Here is a 17,548-nt window from a genome sequence, read left to right as displayed (position 1 = left end):
GGGACCGCTCAGAGCAGGCCGGCACGTGGGATGGGCCGCTCAGAGCAGGCCGGCACGGCGGAGCGCGTCGGCCATCGCACCGTCGGCCGGTGCGGCCGAGCCGCCCCGGCCCTGGCGCACCTGCCCGCCGCGCCCCTGCCCGCCCTGGCCACCACGTCCCTGGCCGCCCCGGCCTTGTCCCTCGCGGCCCTGGCCGCCGCCACGACCCTGCTGGTCCGTGCCACCGCGGCCCTCGCCCCGGCCGCCGCCGGCACGACCGCCGCGACCGGCGCCCGGCTCCGCCTCGTCCTCCAGGCGCAGGGTCAGCGAGATGCGCTTGCGCGGTACGTCCACGTCCAGCACCTTCACCCTGACCACGTCGCCGGACTTCACCACCTCGTGCGGGTCCTTGACGAAGGTGCGGGACATCGCCGACACGTGCACCAGGCCGTCCTGGTGCACCCCGACGTCGACGAACGCGCCGAACGCGGCCACGTTGGTGACCACGCCCTCCAGGATCATCCCCGGCGCCAGGTCGCTGATCTTCTCGATCCCCTCGACGAAGGTGGCCGTCTTGAACTCCGGTCGCGGGTCGCGCCCCGGCTTCTCCAACTCGGCGAGGATGTCGGTGACGGTGGGCAGGCCGAACGTGTCGTCGACGAAGTCGGTGGCGCGCAGGCCCCGCAGGATCGCGCTGCGCCCGATCAGCGCGCGCAGGTCCTGGCCGGTGCTGGCGAGGATCCGCCGCACCACCGGGTACGCCTCCGGGTGCACGCTGGAGGAGTCCAGCGGGTCGTCGCCGTCGGGGATGCGCAGGAAGCCCGCGCACTGCTCGAACGCCTTCGGGCCCAGCCGGGAGACCTTGCGCAGGTCGGCCCGGCTGCGGAACGGCCCGTTGGCGTCCCGGTGCAGCACGATGTTCTCGGCCAGCCCGGCGCCGATGCCGGAGACCCGGGTCAGCAGCGGCGCCGAGGCGGTGTTGACGTCCACCCCGACGCCGTTGACGCAGTCCTCCACCACCGCGTCCAGCGACCGGGACAGCTTCACCTCGGACAGGTCGTGCTGGTACTGCCCGACGCCGATGGACCGTGGGTCGATCTTCACCAGTTCGGCGAGCGGATCCTGTAGGCGGCGGGCGATGGAGACCGCGCCGCGCAGCGACACGTCCAACCCGGGCAGCTCCTGCGCCGCGTACGCCGAGGCGGAGTAGACCGACGCGCCGGCCTCGGAGACCACCACCTTGGTCAGCTTCAGCTCCGGGTGCCGCTTGATCAGGTCACCGGCCAGCTTGTCGGTCTCCCGGCTGGCGGTGCCGTTGCCGATGGCGACCAGCTCGACCCCGTGCGCCGCGGCCAGCGTCGCGAGGGTGTGCAGCGAGGCGTCCCACTGTCGGCGCGGCTCGTGCGGGTAGATCGTGTCGGTGGCGACCACCTTGCCGGTGGCGTCCACTACGGCCACCTTCACCCCGGTACGCAGGCCCGGGTCCAGCCCCATGGTGGGGCGGGCGCCGGCCGGCGCGGCGAGCAGCAGGTCCCGCAGGTTGGTGGCGAAGACCCGGACGGCCTCCTCCTCGGCCGCCTGCCACAGCCGCATCCGCAGGTCCGCCCCGAGGTGGATGAGGATGCGGGTCCGCCACGCCCAGCGCACCGTGTCGCCGAGCCACCGGTCGGCGGGCCGCCCCTGATCGCTCACCCCGAACCGACCGGCGATCGCGGCCTCGTACCGGGTCGGGCCGGAGGCCACCGCGTCGACGTCGCCCTCGGCCTCCGGTTCCATGGTCAGGTCGAGCACGCCCTCCTTCTCGCCCCGGAACATGGCCAGGATGCGGTGCGAGGGCAGCTTCGGGTACGGCTCGGCGAAGTCGAAGTAGTCGGCGAACTTCGCCCCGGCGGTCTCCTGTCCCTCGCGTACCCGGGACACCAGCCGGCCCCGCGACCACATCTGCTCGCGCAGCGTGCCGATCAGGTCGGCGTCCTCGGCGAACCGCTCGATCAGGATGGCCCGTGCGCCGTCCAGCGCGGCGGCGGCGTCGGCCACCCCCTTGTCGGCGTCCACGTAGCCGGCGGCCGTCGCGCGCGGATCCTGCGTCGGGTCGGTGAGCAGCGCGTCGGCCAGCGGCTCCAGCCCGGCCTCGCGGGCGATCTGCGCCCGGGTCCGCCGCTTGGGCTTGTACGGCAGGTAGATGTCCTCCAGGCGGGACTTCGAGTCGGCCGCCATGATCTGCGCTTCCAGGGCCTCGTCGAGCTTGCCCTGGCTGCGGATGGACTCCAGCACCGCCGCCCGCCGCTCGTCCAGCTCGCGCAGGTACCGCAGGCGCTCCTCCAGGGTGCGCAGCTGGGTGTCGTCGAGCAGCCCGGTCGCCTCCTTGCGGTAGCGGGCGATGAACGGCACGGTGGCGCCGCCGTCGAGCAGCTCCACGGCCGCCCGTACCTGGCGCTCGGCGACGCCGAGTTCCTCGGCGATGCGCTGATGAACAGAGAGGGTCACAATGTCGCTCCGCGTTCGGGTGTGGGTTCCGCCCTGCATTGTGCCGGGCTAGCGTGGCGATCATGGAAGCACCTGTGGAGCCCCGGGCGCGCCGGCTCTTCGGCGGTAGCGCCCGCGCCCTCGGCGACCTCGCGGCCAGCCCGTTCCGGGCCGACCGGGACCGCATCGTCGGCTCGCCGTTCTTCACCCGGCTGGGCGGGGTGACCCAGGTGGTCAGCCCGGGGGGATCTGGGCTGCTGGTGCACAACCGGCTCACCCACAGTCTCACCGTTGCCCAGGTGGCCCGGGCGATCGCCGAGCGGCTCAATGCCGACGGGTGGCAACGCGACCTGGTGGAGAAGCTGGGCGGCTGCGACCCGGACGTGGTGGAGGCCGCCGCGCTCGCCCACGACCTCGGCCACCCGCCCTTCGGGCACCTGGGGGAGCGGGTGCTGGACCGGCTGGCCCGGCAGCGGCTCGGCCTGGCCGACGGGTTCGAGGGCAACGCCCAGTCGTACCGGATCGTCACCTCGACCGAGATCCGCGGCGCGGCGACCACCGGCCTCGACCTGACCGCGGCGGTGCGGGCCGCGATGCTGAAGTACCCGTGGACCCGGCTCGACTATCCCGACCCGCCCCCGCGCCTGATGCACCCGCCGCCGCGCGGGGCGGCCCCGCCGCCGGCCGACCCGGAGAGCGGCTCGGCGAAGTTCGGCGCGTACCGCACGGAACTGGAGGACCTGCGGCAGGCGCGCGCACCGTTCGCCGGCCGGATCGCCGACTGGCAGCAGACCGTCGAGGCGTCGGTGATGGACACCGCCGACGACATCGCGTACGCCATCCACGACGTGGAGGACTTCTACCGGGTCGGGGTGCTCCAACAGGGTGCGGTGGCCGCCGAGCTGATGGCCTGGCAGCGCGAGAGTGGTCACCTGCGGGCCATCACCGACTCGGCGCTGGACACCTCGGCCCGCCGGCCCGGCTCGTCGATCGAGCGGCTGCGCCGCCAGCTGCACCGCAAGGACGGCTGGATCGCCGACGACGACGCGTTCACCGCCGCCGTCGAGCACGTCCGGGAGGAACTGGTCGAGGGGCTGCTCGCCCTGCCGTTCGACGGCTCGATCGAGGCGGAGCAGTACGTGGCGCGCTTCTCCGCGCGGTGGGCCACCCGATTCGTGGACGCGATCACCGTGGTCGAGCAGCCCGGGGTGCGCTCCGGGCACGTGTCGCTGGCACCGGCGCAGTGGCACGAGGTGCAGGTGCTCAAGTTCGTCCATCACCGGTTCGTGCTGGCCCGCCCCGACCTGGCGCTGCACCAGCGGGGTCAGGCCCGGCTGCTCGGCACCCTGGTCGAGGCCCTGCTGGAGTGGCTGCTCGACCCGGAGGAGGAGTCCCGGCTGCCCCGGCGGCTGCACGACCTGGTGGAGCTGGCCGAGGCGGAGCTGCACCCGCGTACCCCGGACCGGCTGGGCAAGGCCCGCGGCCGGGCCATCGTCGACTTCGTCGCCCAGCTCACCGACGGGCAGGCGGTGGCGATGCTGGACTCGCTCTCCGGCCGCTCCGGCGCCCTCTGGACCGACGCCTTCGTCCTCTGAGGAGCAGGGGGTCAGGCGACGGCCTGCCACCAGCCGTCCACCGGCGGCGGGTCGTCGACCACCACCCGCTCGCCGGGGCGGGGCACGGCCAGCCGGACGTCGCGGGCCTTGGCCTCCGCCCACAGCCGGTCCACCGGCTCGGACCAGTCGTGCAGGGCGAGGTTGAACGTCGCCCAGTGCACCGGCACGAACAGTCCGCCGCGCAGGTCCAGGTGGGCGGTGACGGCCTCCTCCGGGAACATGTGGATGCCCGGCCAGGCCCGGTCGTACGCGCCGATCTGCATCAGCGTCACGTCGAACGGCCCGTGCGCGGCGCCGATCTCGGCGTACCCGCCGAAGTAGCCGGAATCCCCGGTGTAGTAGACCCGGCGCTGCTGCCCAGCCACCACCCAGGAACTCCACAGGGTGCCGTTGCGGCGCAGCCCCCGGCCGGAGAAGTGCTGGGCGGCGGTGCAGGTGATCTCCAGCTCGGCCACCCGGTGGGTCTGCGACCAGTCCAGCTCGATGATCCGCTCGGCCGGGACTCCCCAGCGGTCGAGGTGGGCGCCGACCCCGAGCGGCACCAGGAACGGTGCCGACTGCCGGGCGGTCAGCTCCCGTACCGTGGCCATGTCGAGGTGGTCGTAGTGGTCGTGCGAGATCAGGATCGCGTCGAGGCGGGGCAGCTCGTCGAGGCGTACCGGCGGCTCGTGCAGCCGGCGCGGACCGACGGCCGCCGTCGGGGAACACCGGTCGCTCCACACCGGGTCGAGCAGCACCCGCCGGCCCTCGATCTCGATCAGGGTCGACGCGTGGCCGTACCAGACGACGTTCAGCTCGCGCGCCGGGTCGATCCGGGTCTCGGCGGCGGGCCGGACCAGCGGCACCGGGGCGGTCGGTCGCCGCTTCTGCTCGCCGAAGATCAACTCGCGGAGCAGGTTACGGTCGGGAGCGGGGACCATCGTGCGGGTGTCCGCCCGGTTGTGGAACGTGCCGTCGCGGAACTGCGGCGACCGGGCCGCCCGTTCGGCCCGCGCGCCGGCCAGCCGGCCGCCGAGCGCGGCCGGCACGTCCCGGGCCGCCCAGGCCAGGCCGGCGAGCCCGGCCACCGCGGCCAGGCCGGCCACCGATCCGCTGATCCGTCGCCCACTCGACTGCCCCGTCGGCTCCTTCGGCTCCTTCGGCTCCCGCATGAACCCCCCTCGGCTGGTACCGGATCCACGGTAGCCGCCGCCGGCGGCTTCAGCCGCCGTTGCTGGGGCGGTACGGATGCCCGCGCCGGGCGGTGCCGCTGCCGCCCAGGCCGTCGGTGAGATCCAGCGCCCGGCGGCCCCACCGGGCCCGGGCCTGCACCGCCGGGTGGGTGGCGCCGAAGTCGTCCGCGCCGGCCTGGCCGTCGGCGAAGAGGGCGTACGTCACCAGGGGCGCCCCGGCGGTGTCGAAGATCACGCCGGCCTCGTGCCGGGCGTCGACGAACCAGCCGGCCTTGGTGGCGATCCGGGCCCGCTCGGCGGAGGACATCTCCCGCCGTACGCCGTCGGTGAACGCCACCGGCGAGCGCAGCAGCCGCAGCACCACATCGGTCGAGGCGGGGGAGAGCAGCGTGCCGCCGACCAGCGCTCGGAGCAGGTCGTGGGTCTCCCGCGGGGTGCTGGTGCCCAGGAAGAAGCGGTTCGGGTTGGCCACCGGCTGCACCTGCGTGTTCGGGAAGCCCTTCGTGACCAGGATCTGGTTGACCTCGGCGGCCGGGCAGACCAGCCCGCAGAGCCGGACCGCGGTGTCGTCGGAGACGGTCAGCAGGTTCGCCAGCACGTGGCCGAGGGTGACCAGGCTGGGGTGGGCGCCGTCCAGGCTGAAGATGCCGTCGCCGCCCGGTACGACGATCTCGGCGGTCACCTCCACCTGCTGGTCGAGCGCGAGCAGGCCCCGGTCGACCTTGTCCAGCACCGCGACGGCCACGGCGATCTTGTTGACGCTGTACGCCTCGATCCGCAGGTCCGCCGACTCGCTCACCGCGACCAGGGGCCCGCCCGCGCCGGCGACGCTGACGTACGCCTGCCAGTTGCCGCCGGCCCGGCCGCTCTCTCGCCGGTAGACGGCCGCGATCCGGGCCGCGACCCGGCTGCGGTCCACGCCGCGCGGGTCGGCCTCGGCGGCCTCGCCGCCGGGGTCAGCGGCGGCGGGCACCGCGGTGCCGAGCACGGTGCCGGCCGTCGCCACGGTGCCCAGGCCGATCGCGGTCCTGCGGTTCATCCGGATGGTCACTCGTCTCTCCCGTCGGTCCCCCGGTGTGTCCACCGCACACCCTAGGCCGAAGGATCGACGCGTGTGATCCCGCCGATCCGCTCACGGGATCAGGTGCCGGGGGTGTCGCCGCGCTTGGTGGTCGCCGCCAGGTAGTCGCGGTTCAACCGGCCGATGGTGGTCAGCGGGATGCCCTTCGGGCAGACCACGGTGCACTCGCCGGCGTTGGTGCAGCCACCGAAGCCGGCCTCGTCGTGCGCGTCGACCATGCCGATCACCCGGGTGTAGCGCTCCGGCTGGCCCTGCGGCAGCAGCGACAGCTGGGTGACCTTGGCGGCGGTGAACAGCATCCCGGAGCCGTTCGGGCAGGCGGCCACGCAGGCGCCGCAGCCGATGCAGGCGGCCGACTCGAAGGCGGAGTCCGCGTTGGCCTTGGCCACCGGCACGGAGTGCGCCTCCGGGGCGCTGCCGGTGGGCGCGGTGATGTACCCGCCGGCAGCGATGATCTTGTCGAAGGCGTTGCGGTCGACCACCAGGTCCTTGATGACCGGGAAGGCCCGCGCCCGCCACGGCTCGATGTCGATCGTGTCGCCGTCGGAGAACTGCCGCATGTGCAGCTGGCAGGCGGTGGTGCCGCGCTGCGGGCCGTGCGCGTCGCCGTTGATCATCAGGCCGCACATGCCGCAGATGCCCTCGCGGCAGTCGTGGTCGAAGGCGACCGGCTCCTCGCCGGAGAGGATGAGCCGCTCGTTGAGCACGTCGAGCATCTCCAGGAACGACATGTCCGGGGAGACGTCGTCGACCTGGTAGGTCACCATCCGACCCTTGTCCTCGGGGCCGGACTGGCGCCAGATGCGCAGGGTCAGGTTCACTTGTAGCTCCGCTGCGTGGGGTGGACGTATTCGAAGTGCAGGTCTTCCTTGTGCAGCACCGAGGGCTCGCCGGTGGCGGTGAACTCCCAGGCCGCGACGTACGTGAAGCGCTCGTCGTCGCGTTGGGCCTCCCCGTCGGGCGTCTGGTGCTCGGCCCGGAAGTGGCCGCCGCAGGACTCCTCGCGGTGCAGGGCGTCGATGCACATCAGCTCGGCCAACTCGAAGAAGTCGGCCACCCGGCCGGCCTTCTCCAGCGACTGGTTGAGCCCGTCGCCGTCGCCGAGCACCCGGACCCGCTGCCAGAACTGGTCGCGTAGCGCGCGGATCTCGTCGATCGCCTTGCGCAGCCCGGCCTCGGAGCGCTCCATGCCGCAGTGCTCCCACATGATCTGGCCCAGCTCGCGGTGGAACGAGTCGACCGTCCGGTCGCCGTTGACCGCCAGCAGCCGCTGGATGCGGTCCTCTACGTCGCGGCGCGCCTCGACCGCCGCCGGGTGGCTGCCGTCGATCTTCTCGAACGGGCCGGCGGCCAGGTAGTTGGCGATCGTGTTGGGCAGCACGAAGTAGCCGTCGGCGAGGCCCTGCATCAGCGCGGAGGCGCCGAGCCGGTTCGCGCCGTGGTCGGAGAAGTTCGCCTCGCCGATGACAAAGAGGCCGGGGATGCTCGACTGGAGGTCGTAGTCGACCCAGAGGCCGCCCATCGTGTAGTGCACGGCGGGGTAGATCCGCATCGGCACCTCGTACGGGTCCTCGCCGGTGATCCGCTCGTACATCTCGAAGAGGTTTCCGTACTTGGCCTCGACGGCCTTGCGGCCCAGTCGCTGGATGGCGTCGGCGAAGTCGAGGTAGACGCCGAGCCCACCGGGGCCGACGCCGCGCCCCTGGTCGCACACCGCCTTGGCGGCCCGGGAGGCGATGTCCCGGGGGACCAGGTTGCCGAAGGAGGGGTAGATCCGCTCCAGGTAGTAGTCCCGCTCGTCCTCGGGTACGTCCTTCGGGTTGCGGTCGTCGCCCTTGGCCAACGGCACCCACACCCGGCCGTCGTTGCGCAGCGACTCGCTCATCAGGGTCAGCTTCGACTGGTGGTCGCCGGAGACCGGGATGCAGGTCGGGTGGATCTGCGTGTAGCAGGGGTTCGCGAAGTACGCGCCCTTGCGGTGCGCCCGCCAGGTGGCGGTGACGTTGCAGCCCTTGGCGTTGGTGGAGAGGTAGAAGACGTTGCCGTAGCCACCGGAGGCGAGCACCACCGCGTCGGCGAACTCCGTGGTGATCTCACCGGTGACCATGTCCCGGACCACGATGCCCCGCGCCTTGCCGTCGATGACGATCAGCTCCAGCATCTCGTGCCGGGCGTTCATCTCCACGTTGCCCAGGCCGATCTGCCGCTCCAGGGCCTGGTACGCGCCGAGCAGCAGCTGCTGGCCCGTCTGCCCTCGGGCGTAGAAGGTGCGCTGCACCTGGGCGCCGCCGAACGAGCGGGTGTCCAGCAGGCCGCCGTACTCGCGGGCGAACGGCACGCCCTGGGCGACGCACTGGTCGATGATGTTGACGGAGACCTCGGCCAGCCGGTGCACGTTCGACTCCCGGGAGCGGAAGTCGCCGCCCTTGACGGTGTCGTAGAAGAGTCGGTGCACCGAGTCGCCGTCGTTGCGGTAGTTCTTGGCGGCGTTGATGCCACCCTGCGCGGCGATCGAGTGGGCCCGGCGGGGGCTGTCCTGGTAGCAGTACGACTTGACCCGGTAGCCCTGCTCGGCGAGCGTGGCGGCGGCGGAGCCACCGGCCAGCCCGGTGCCGACCACGATCACCGTCATCTTGCGGCGGTTGGCCGGGTTGACCAGCTTGGCCTCGAAGCGGCGGCGTTCCCAGCGGGTCTCGATCGGCCCCTCGGGAGCCCGGGCGTCGGCGATCGGGTCGCCCTCGGTGAACAGATCCATGGTCAGGACACCAATCCGGTGAGTACGGCGAACGGGACCACGAGATAGCCGACGCAGAGCGCGACGGCGAAGGTCAGCGCCACCACCCGGGCACGCCGCTCGCCGCGCGGGGTCTGCTGGCCGAGGCTGCGCAGCGCGCTGAACACGCCGTGCCGCAGGTGGAAGCCGAGGGCGACGACCGCCACGGTGTAGAAGAGCGTGACGTACCAGCGGGCCGGCGCGAAGTCGGCGACCACGTTGGCGTACGGCCGGGACGGGTCGCCGACCGGGTTCAGCGTGCCGGTGGTCAGGTCCAGGATGTGGTAGATCACGAAGAGCAGGATGATCACCCCGCCCCAGCGCATGGTGCGGGCCGCGTAGCTGCCGCGGACCTTCTTGCGGTGGGCGTAGCGCACCGGTCGGGCGGCGCGGGCCCGCAGCGCGAGGACCGTGGCGGCCCAGATGTGCAGCAGTACGGCGGCGAGCAGGCCGATCCGCTGGATCCAGAGGAAGCCGGCGCTCGGCAGCAGCGGGGCGCCGAACTCGCGCAACCACTCCGCATAGTGGTTGAACGCCATGGCACCCGTGAAGATCTTCAGGTTGCCCAGCATGTGGGCGATGAGGAACAGCACCAGGAGGATGCCCGTCACCGCCATGACGGCCTTGAGGCCGACATTCGATCGGATGGGCGACCGCGTGCGCGTCGTGACTACCACTCAATCGACGCTAGGAGCACTTTGATCAGTCGTCCAATGCATCGACACCGCAGTCTTGATAGCCATAAGCTATGTAGATGCAGCTCCATCAGCTGAGGTACTTCGTCGCGGTGGCCGAAGTGCGACATTTCACCCAAGCGGCCGACATCGTGGGCATCACCCAGCCCTCCTTGAGTAAGCAAATTCACGCGCTGGAGGATGCCCTGGGCGCCCCGCTCTTCGAGCGGGTAAGAGGGAACATCGCGCTCACCGCGGCAGGCGAGGTGCTGCTGCCGTTGGCCACCCGGATCCTGGCCGACGTCGAGACCGCCACCCGGGAGGTGCAGGAGCTGGTCGGCCTGCGGCGCGGCCGGGTACGCCTCGGCGCCACCCCCAGCCTCGCCACCTCGCTCGCCCCGCCGGTGCTGCGCCGGTTCCGCGACGCCCATCCCACCGTCGACCTGCGGGTGGAGGAGGGCGGCTCCCAGGACCTCGTCCGTGACCTGCTCCGGGGCGACCTGGACCTGGCGCTGATCATCATGCCCGCCCAGGGCACCGACCCCGGGCTGCGGGCCGACCCGATCCTGACCGAGAGCCTGGTGGTCGCCTCGGTCGACCCGGTGCCGACCGCCTCGGCCAGCGGCGAGTTGCGCATCACCGACCTGCGCGGCCAGCCCCTGGTGATGTTCCGCGAGGGCTACGACCTGCGCGACGCCACCCTCCAGGCATGCCGGGCTGCCGGCTTCGAACCGAGCCTCTCCGTCGACGGCGGGGAGATGGACGCCGTGCTCAGCTTCGTCGAGGCCGGGCTGGGCATCGCCCTGGTGCCCGGCATCGTGGTGGCTCGCCGGCCCGGCATCCGGGTCACCCGGCTGGCCGCCCCCGGCGTGCGCCGCACCATCGCCGTCGCCCGCCGCCGCGACGTGGTGCCCACCCACGCCGGCCGCGAACTACGCCGCATCCTGCTCGACTACGTCCACACCGCCACCGCCACCGCCGAACTTCCCCCCGGCGTCGAACCCCTGCCCTAGCGCCTGTTCGACGTCCTCGGTCGAGCCGAGGCGGAGTCCGGCCAGGGGCTTCGACACAGGCGCTAGCCGCTCTCGGCGTCGTCCATGGCGCGGTAGATGCGTTGTTCGGAGACGGGGTACGGGGTGCCCAGGGCCTGGGCGAAGACGTTCACCCGCAACTCCTCGATCATCCAGCGGATCTGCCGTACCGGTGTCGCGGACCGTCGGGCCGGGGGCAGCGCCGCGAGCATCTCGTCGTACTCCCGCTGGACCACCGCGATGCGGTCCTGCTGGGACTTGTCCCGGGCCGGGTTGCCGGGCAGCCGGTCCAACCGACGCTCGATCGCGGTCAGGTAGCGCAGCAGGTCGGGCAGGCGGGCGTACCCGGCCTCGGTGACGAACCCGGCGTGGACGAGGCCGGTGAGCTGGCCGCGGATGTCGGCGAGGGCGGCCACCACGGCCAGGTTCTTCGTCGCGCCGAGCCGCTGCTGCACCCCGTACGCGGCGGCGAGCACCGCCCGGACCCGGTCCATCACCTCCACCACGGTGTCCACCAGATCGGCCCGGACCTTCTCCCGCAGCGCGGCGAAGCCCTCGGCGTCCCAGACCGGGCCGCCGGCGTCGCTGATCAGCTTGTCGATCGCCGCGCTGGCCGCGTCCTCGATCAGCGCCTGCACCCCGCCGTGCGGGTTGCGGCTGAGCGCCAGCTTCGCCTCGTTGGACAGCCGCCCCTGGAGGAACTTCGCCGGCGACGGCACGGTCAGCCGGAGCAGCCGCCGGGTGCCCGCCCAGTGGGCGGCCTCCTGCTCGGCCGGTGAGTCGAACACCCGCACCCCGACCGTGGCACCCTCGTCCACCAGCGCCGGGTACGCCGTCACCGCGTATCCGGCCCGCACCTGCTCGATGGTGCGCGGCAGGGTGCCGATCTCCCAGCCGGTCAGCCCGGAGCGGGCCACGTCCGGCGCGGCGGCGGCCACCACCTGGCGTACCTCGGCGGTGAGCTGACGTTGCAGGGCCGGCAGGTCCTTGCCCTCGGCGACCGGTTGGTCGTCGTCGCCGAGCACCCGGAAGGTGACCCGCAGGTGCGGCGGCAGCTTGCCGACGTCCCAGGCGTCCCGGGGCACGGTCACCCCGGTCATCCGCCGCAACTGGCGGGTCAACGCGTCCAGCAGCGGTTCCTCGCCGGGGGTGATCGCGGCCAGCGCGGCGCGGGCGAAGTCGGGCACCGGCACGAAGTTGCGGCGCACCGGCTTCGGCAGCGAGCGGATCAACGCGATGACGAGATCCTCGCGCAGCCCGGGTACCTGCCAGTCGAAGCTCTCCGCCGGCACCTGGTTGAGCAACGGCAGCGGGATGTCCACCGTGACGCCGTCGGTCGGGGTGCCGGGCTCGAAGGTGTACGTCAGCGGCAGGGCCACCCCGTCGGCCCGCCACTCGTCGGGATAGTCGGCCCCGTCCCACCCGCCCCGGCCCGCGTTGACCAGCAGCTCCCGGGTGAAGGTGAGCAGCTCCGGCCGCTCCCGCCGGGCCTGCTTCCACCAGCTGTCGAAGTGCCGCCCGGAGACCACCTCGGCCGGGATCCGCTCGTCGTAGAACTGGAAGATCGTCTCGTCGTCGACCAGGATGTCGCGCCGCCGGGCCCGGTTCTCCAGCTCCGCCACCTCGGTCAGCAGCCGCTGGTTGTCCCGCCAGAACGGGTGGTGGGTGGACCAGTCGCCCTCGACCAGCGCGTGCCGGATGAACAGTTCCCGGCTCAGCACCGGGTCGATCCGGCCGAAGTTCACCTTGCGGGAGGTGACCAGCGGCACGCCGAAGAGGGTGACCTTCTCGTACGCCATCACCGCCGCCTGCTTCTTCTCCCAGTGCGGCTCGCTGTAGCTGCGCTTGACCAGGTGCTGGGCCAGCGGTTCGACCCACTCCGGCTCGATCCGCCCGTTCACCCGGCCCCAGAGGCGGGAGGTCTCCACCAGCTCGGCGGCCATCACCCAGCGCGGCGGCTTGCGGAACAGCGCCGAGCCCGGGAAGAGCGCGAACTTCGCCCCTCGGGCGCCCAGGTACTCGTGCTTCTGCGCGTCCTTGAGACCGACGTGCGACAGCAGGCCGGGCAGCAGCGACTGGTGCACCTTCGGCGTGTCGATCTCCTCGGGCAGGTCCGCGTTCGGTGTCCGCAACACCTGCCGCAACTGGCTGACGATGTCCTGCCACTCGCGGACCCGCAGGTAGTTCAGATACTCCGCCCGGCACATCCGGCGGAACGCGCTGGAGGAGAGCGCCCGCTGCTGCTCGCGCAGGTGCCGCCAGAGATTGAGGTACGCGACGAAGTCGGACTCCTTGTCCGCGAACCGGGCGTGTGCCTGGTCGGCCTGGGCCTGCTTGTCGGCCGGCCGCTCGCGGGGGTCCTGGATCGACAGCGCGGCGGCGATCACCATCACCTCGGTCGCGCAGCCGTTGCGTTCGCCCGCCAGCACCATCCGGGCCAGGCGGGGGTCGACCGGGAGCTGCGCCAGGCGCCGGCCGAGCGGGGTGAGCCGGCGGTCCGGGTCGGTCTCGGCCGCGTCGAGCGCGCCCAGTTCGTGCAGCAGGTTGACGCCGTCGGTGATGTTGCGGCGGTCCGGCGGGTCGATGAACGGGAAGGCGGCGATGTCGCCGAGGCCGATGGCGGTCATCTGGAGGATGACCGAGGCCAGGTTGGTACGCAGGATCTCCGGGTCGGTGAACTCGGGCCGGGCGGCGAAGTCCTGCTCGTCGTAGAGCCGGATGCAGATGCCGTCCGAGGTACGCCCGCAGCGGCCCTTGCGCTGGTTGGCGCTGGCCTGGGAGACCGGCTCGATGGGTAGCCGCTGCACCTTCAGCCGCTGCGAGTAGCGGGAGATCCGGGCGGTGCCGGGATCCACCACGTACTTGATGCCGGGGACGGTCAGCGAGGTCTCCGCGACGTTGGTGGCCAGCACCACCCGCCGCCCGCCGTGCGTGGCGAAGACGCGGTGCTGCTCGGCGACGCTGAGCCGGGCGTACAGCGGCAGGATCTCGGTGTTGCGCAGCGCCGGCCGGTTCCCGACCAGCTTGCCGAGCGCGTCGGCGGTGTCCCGGATCTCCCGCTCGCCGCTGAGGAAGACCAGGATGTCGCCCGGGCCCTCGGTGGCCAGCTCCTCGACGGCGTCGCCGATCGCCTCGATCTGGTCGCGGACGTTCTCCTCGTCGCTGTCGGCGTCGTCGGTCACCTCGACCAGCGGCCGGTAACGCACCTCGACCGGGTAGGTGCGGCCGGACACCTCGACCACCGGGGCCGGCTCACCGTCGGGATGCTCGGCCGTCGGCGGGCCGGCGAAGTGCCGGGCGAACCGGTCGGTCTCGATGGTCGCCGAGGTGATGATCACCTTCAGGTCGGGGCGGCGGGGCAGGAGCTGCCGGAGGTAGCCGAGAATAAAGTCGATGTTGAGGCTGCGCTCGTGTGCCTCGTCGATGATCAACGTATCGTACTGACGGAGCATCCGGTCGGTCTGCAACTCGGCCAGCAGGATGCCGTCGGTCATCAGCTTGACCAGGCTGTTCTCGCCGACCTGGTCGGTGAAGCGCACCTTGTAGCCGACCACGTCGCCCAGCTCGCCGCCCAGCTCCTCGGCGATCCGGTCGGCGACCGTGCGGGCGGCCAGCCGCCGGGGCTGGGTGTGGCCGATCAGCCCGTGCACCCCCCGCCCCAGCTCCAGGCAGATCTTCGGCAACTGGGTCGTCTTGCCCGAGCCCGTCTCGCCGGCCACGATCACCACCTGGTGATCGCGGATCGCCGCGGCGATGTCATCCTTGCGCTCGCTGACCGGCAGCTGCGCCGGGTAGGTGATCGCCGGCACCGCCCCCCGCCGCCGCTCCAGCCGGGCCTCGGCCGCCGCCACGTCAGCGGTGATCTCGGTCAGCGCCGCGTCCCGCCGCTGCGGGTCGCGCAGCCTACGCAGCCCGTCGAGCCGGCGCCGCAGCTGGCGCTGGTCGCGGAACATCAGCGGCGACAGCCGCCGCTGCAACTCACGCAACGATGTGGCCCCGGCGGCCGCGGCCTCGGCCTGCGGAGCCTGTTCGGGCTGGGCGGCCTGCTTGGGCTCCGCGGGCTGGGCAGCGTGCGTGGCTGGTGCTGCCGGCATGGCCTGTGTCGGCTGTGTTGCCGGTGTGACCGGGCCCGGTGTGGCCAGTGTTGCCTGTTCGGGCTGGGCTGCCGGCGTGGCCGATGCTGCCTGTTCGGGTTGGTCGGCCTGGGCGGGTGTGGCTGGCTTCTGCATGTCGTGGCCAAGGATAGGCAGCCAACCGCCGACCCGCCTCCCGGTTACCCACCCACCCCACGTCCGCCGCCACCTGCACCGATCTCTGTTGCCGGCGTCGACCCTCGTCCTGAATTTCCTGAGTCGTGGCCACCCCTGCCGCAGTAGCCGTCGACTCGGCCGCGATCCTCGACGCCCTGCGGCTGCTGTTCAGAGCGGTCGTCCGGTCGTCCGCCCCCGGGGCCGTGGTGTAGAGCACCCCCTTTGCTCTGCTTCAACCGACGCAACGCTCTCGGACCGATGCTTGCTCTGCTTCAACCGACGCAACGGTTTCGGACCGATGCTTGTTGCGTGGAGTGAAGCAGAGCAAAGGATGCAGGGCGATGGTGCTGCGGCCGGTACCGGCGTGCCCTTCCTGGTCGCTGACGCGGCGACGCCGGTCGGTGCTGGCCCGTCGGCTGGTGGGGTGCCGCTCGCCGGGCGTCATGCCGAGCGGCTGGCCGAGGTCTATCGTTGATCGCCGGGCCGGGACTGGGACACGGGATGTCGATGACGATGCGGGACACAGATCGGGCGCTGGTGCAGGCCGCCAGCGCGGTGGCGAAGCTGCGCTGCCGCAGCGCCGCCCACACCCTCGCCACGGCGGCCCGGACCGCCGAGGGTCGGGTCGTCTCCGGCGTGAACGTGGTGCACGACACCGGGGGTGCCTGCGCCGAGGTGGTGGTGCTCGCTGCCGCTGCTACCCAGGGCGTGGGAGAGCTGGAGACGATCGTGACGGTGGGCGATCGCGGGCGGAGCGTGGTCACCCCCTGCGAATCGTGCCACCAACTGCTGGCCGAGCACTTCCCGGCGCTGCGGGTGATCGTCGGCCCACCCGACGCCCCCCGGGTCGTCCCGCTTACCGCCCTCCCCGCCCCCTGACCCCCTGACCCCCTGCGCCCGGACGCCCGGACGCCCGGACGCCGGTCATGATCCGCACAACTTCGGGGATGTTGCTGCCTCGTGCCAGGTTTGGCGATTTAACGCTTCGTGCGTCTGCGTCGCTTGATGATCGTTTTGTGGCGTGGGGTTGGTTGCTGGTTGCGGCTGCCTCTTGGTCGTCCTGGTCCTGGTCGGGAGGGTTTCGGCGGCTTGGCTGGTGTGGGTAGGTGTGGGTGCAGGCTGCGGAAACCTCGTCGGACCCGGTAGGGAGTCAGGGTGGTGGTGGTCAGGGGTCGTTCCCAGGGCAGGCGTTGGTCGGTGATCAGGGTTCGGGCGAGGCGGAGTTGGGTGTGTGCCGCCGCGACGATCCAGGTCCACAGGTCTGCTTGGCTGGGATGACGCACTGCTGGGGTGGTCCAGGCGAGGTGTTGTTTGATGAACCGGTTGGTGTGTTCGATGGCGAATCGGCGTAGGTAGGCCCGCCAGATCAGGTCAAGATCGATCGGGTCGGGGCCGGCGGTCCACAGCCACAGGGTTTGTGGGGTGCTGGCCTCGACGGTTCGGGGCAGGCTGATCCGTACGACGGTGCCGCGGATGATCGGGGCGGCCAGACCCTTGGTGTTCTTCGCTGCCCACCGGCGTCGGGGGCCGGGTTTGGGGTGCAGCCCGGTCCATGCTTGGACGTGGATCGGGCCGTGGGTGTCATCGACGGTGTGCATCTCGTGGGTGGGGTCCGGCCAGGTCGTGGGGTCAGCGCAGGCGAATCGATCGCCATGCTGTTTGGGTCGGCCGGGACTGCCGGGGGTCTTGGCCGGCGGGTCGGCGTAGAAGACCCGGTCCCGGCGGATGCGTCCGATGATCCGGGCAGGGGCGTGGGGATCGGACGCCACCCGAGCTGTCGCGGTGATCGGGCAGTAACCGGCGTCCAGGCAGAACACCGGCACCACACCCGGCCGCCGGCGGGCCAAGCCCCGCACCACAGCGCTCATCTGGCCACACGCCACCTCGGTGGCGTTGTCCTCAGGGTCCACCCGCACGACATCGACCGGCGCCGTCCAGGAATCCGGCGTCGCGGACACCTGACAAACCCACTGATACGCCCACCCCGGCACCACCCGCCCCCGCCGATCGCCACCCGGATCAGGCACCCGACACATCCCCCGCCGCGGCGAACACCCCGCCTCCGGACGCGGCCACGCCGTCACATCCACCGCGAACACCGGCCACCACCCCGGCAGAGCACCGATCAGCAGATCACGCACCGCCGCGACGTCCACCCGCCCCCTCGACAACGACGCGTACACACTGCCCCACCCCCGACGCAGCGCCGGCTCCAACGTCAGATACGGCAACGACGCCAACGAACCCGGCGTGGTCAACACCGCATCCGTCACCTCGAACAACGTGTCCGCCCACCGCGTCAAACACTGATACCAACCCTGACGGAACTCCACCAACCGGTGACGCTCACCCCCGGTTGCTTCCCCACCCACACCCGCATGACCCACAATGACAGCCACGGCCACCGCCCCACATCGAAGATCTTGGTCGATCCCGATGATCAGGCGGTGGCCGCCCCACGTCACGCCAACACACCGAACGAACCACACGCCACCTCCACCACCCC

Annotated in this window: 12 protein-coding genes; 4 read left to right on the top strand and 8 right to left on the bottom strand. The window is 72.0% G+C overall.

Features of this window, described 5'->3' with window-relative positions; genetic code table 11:
* Positions 1-39: 39 nt before the first annotated feature.
* Positions 40-2,466 carry a Tex family protein gene (locus O7615_RS33000; RefSeq protein WP_278181703.1) on the bottom strand — a complete coding sequence of 809 codons (2,427 nt, stop codon included), beginning with the start codon at positions 2,464-2,466 and terminating at the stop codon, positions 40-42.
* Between the two features lie 62 nt (positions 2,467-2,528).
* On the opposite strand from O7615_RS33000, the gene dgt reads away from it, so the two are divergent.
* Positions 2,529-4,040, top strand: a complete 1,512-nt coding sequence (gene dgt, locus O7615_RS32995; RefSeq protein WP_278181702.1) for a dGTP triphosphohydrolase — start codon at positions 2,529-2,531, stop codon at positions 4,038-4,040.
* Positions 4,041-4,051: 11 nt separating this feature from the next.
* On the opposite strand, the gene O7615_RS32990 is transcribed toward dgt, so the two are convergent.
* From O7615_RS32990 to O7615_RS32970, 5 genes are all read right to left on the bottom strand, one after another.
* Positions 4,052-5,212: an MBL fold metallo-hydrolase gene (locus O7615_RS32990; RefSeq protein ID WP_278181701.1), complete on the bottom strand. Its 1,161-nt coding sequence runs from the start codon at positions 5,210-5,212 to the stop codon at positions 4,052-4,054.
* Between the two features lie 49 nt (positions 5,213-5,261).
* The gene (locus O7615_RS32985; protein WP_278181700.1) at positions 5,262-6,284 is read right to left on the bottom strand and encodes a serine hydrolase; all 1,023 of its coding nucleotides are present in this window, start codon (positions 6,282-6,284) and stop codon (positions 5,262-5,264) included.
* A gap of 89 nt (positions 6,285-6,373) precedes the next feature.
* The gene (locus O7615_RS32980; RefSeq protein ID WP_278181699.1) at positions 6,374-7,135 is read right to left on the bottom strand and encodes a succinate dehydrogenase/fumarate reductase iron-sulfur subunit; all 762 of its coding nucleotides are present in this window, start codon (positions 7,133-7,135) and stop codon (positions 6,374-6,376) included.
* Positions 7,132-9,069 (bottom strand): fumarate reductase/succinate dehydrogenase flavoprotein subunit, encoded by a 1,938-nt coding sequence (locus O7615_RS32975; protein ID WP_278181698.1) that lies wholly within the window; start codon positions 9,067-9,069, stop codon positions 7,132-7,134. The genes O7615_RS32980 and O7615_RS32975 overlap by 4 nt, the downstream gene beginning before the upstream one ends.
* 2 nt (positions 9,070-9,071) lie before the next feature.
* Positions 9,072-9,764, bottom strand: a complete 693-nt coding sequence (locus O7615_RS32970; protein ID WP_278181697.1) for a succinate dehydrogenase cytochrome b subunit — start codon at positions 9,762-9,764, stop codon at positions 9,072-9,074.
* A 77-nt stretch (positions 9,765-9,841) separates the two neighbouring features.
* On the opposite strand from O7615_RS32970, the gene O7615_RS32965 reads away from it, so the two are divergent.
* On the top strand, positions 9,842-10,774 hold the full coding sequence (locus O7615_RS32965; RefSeq protein WP_278181696.1) for a LysR family transcriptional regulator: 933 nt from the start codon (positions 9,842-9,844) through the stop codon (positions 10,772-10,774).
* 62 nt (positions 10,775-10,836) lie between these two features.
* On the opposite strand, the gene hrpA is transcribed toward O7615_RS32965, so the two are convergent.
* The gene (hrpA, locus tag O7615_RS32960; RefSeq protein WP_278181695.1) at positions 10,837-14,886 is read right to left on the bottom strand and encodes an ATP-dependent RNA helicase HrpA; all 4,050 of its coding nucleotides are present in this window, start codon (positions 14,884-14,886) and stop codon (positions 10,837-10,839) included.
* 487 nt (positions 14,887-15,373) lie between these two features.
* Here hrpA and O7615_RS32955 point away from each other — a divergent pair, with 487 nt between their 5' ends.
* Both O7615_RS32955 and O7615_RS32950 read left to right on the top strand, forming a co-directional pair.
* Positions 15,374-15,517 carry a hypothetical protein gene (locus O7615_RS32955; protein WP_278181694.1) on the top strand — a complete coding sequence of 48 codons (144 nt, stop codon included), beginning with the start codon at positions 15,374-15,376 and terminating at the stop codon, positions 15,515-15,517.
* 38 nt (positions 15,518-15,555) lie between these two features.
* Positions 15,556-15,921: a cytidine deaminase gene (locus O7615_RS32950; protein WP_278181693.1), complete on the top strand. Its 366-nt coding sequence runs from the start codon at positions 15,556-15,558 to the stop codon at positions 15,919-15,921.
* 98 nt (positions 15,922-16,019) lie between these two features.
* On the opposite strand, the gene O7615_RS32945 is transcribed toward O7615_RS32950, so the two are convergent.
* Positions 16,020-17,375, bottom strand: a complete 1,356-nt coding sequence (locus O7615_RS32945; protein WP_347405119.1) for an NF041680 family putative transposase — start codon at positions 17,373-17,375, stop codon at positions 16,020-16,022.
* Between the last annotated feature and the right edge of the window lie 173 nt (positions 17,376-17,548).

The organism is Micromonospora sp. WMMD1082 (assembly GCF_029626175.1).
Classification (GTDB): Bacteria; Actinomycetota; Actinomycetes; order Mycobacteriales; family Micromonosporaceae; genus Micromonospora.
This window is presented reverse-complemented; position numbering and strand designations above follow the sequence as displayed.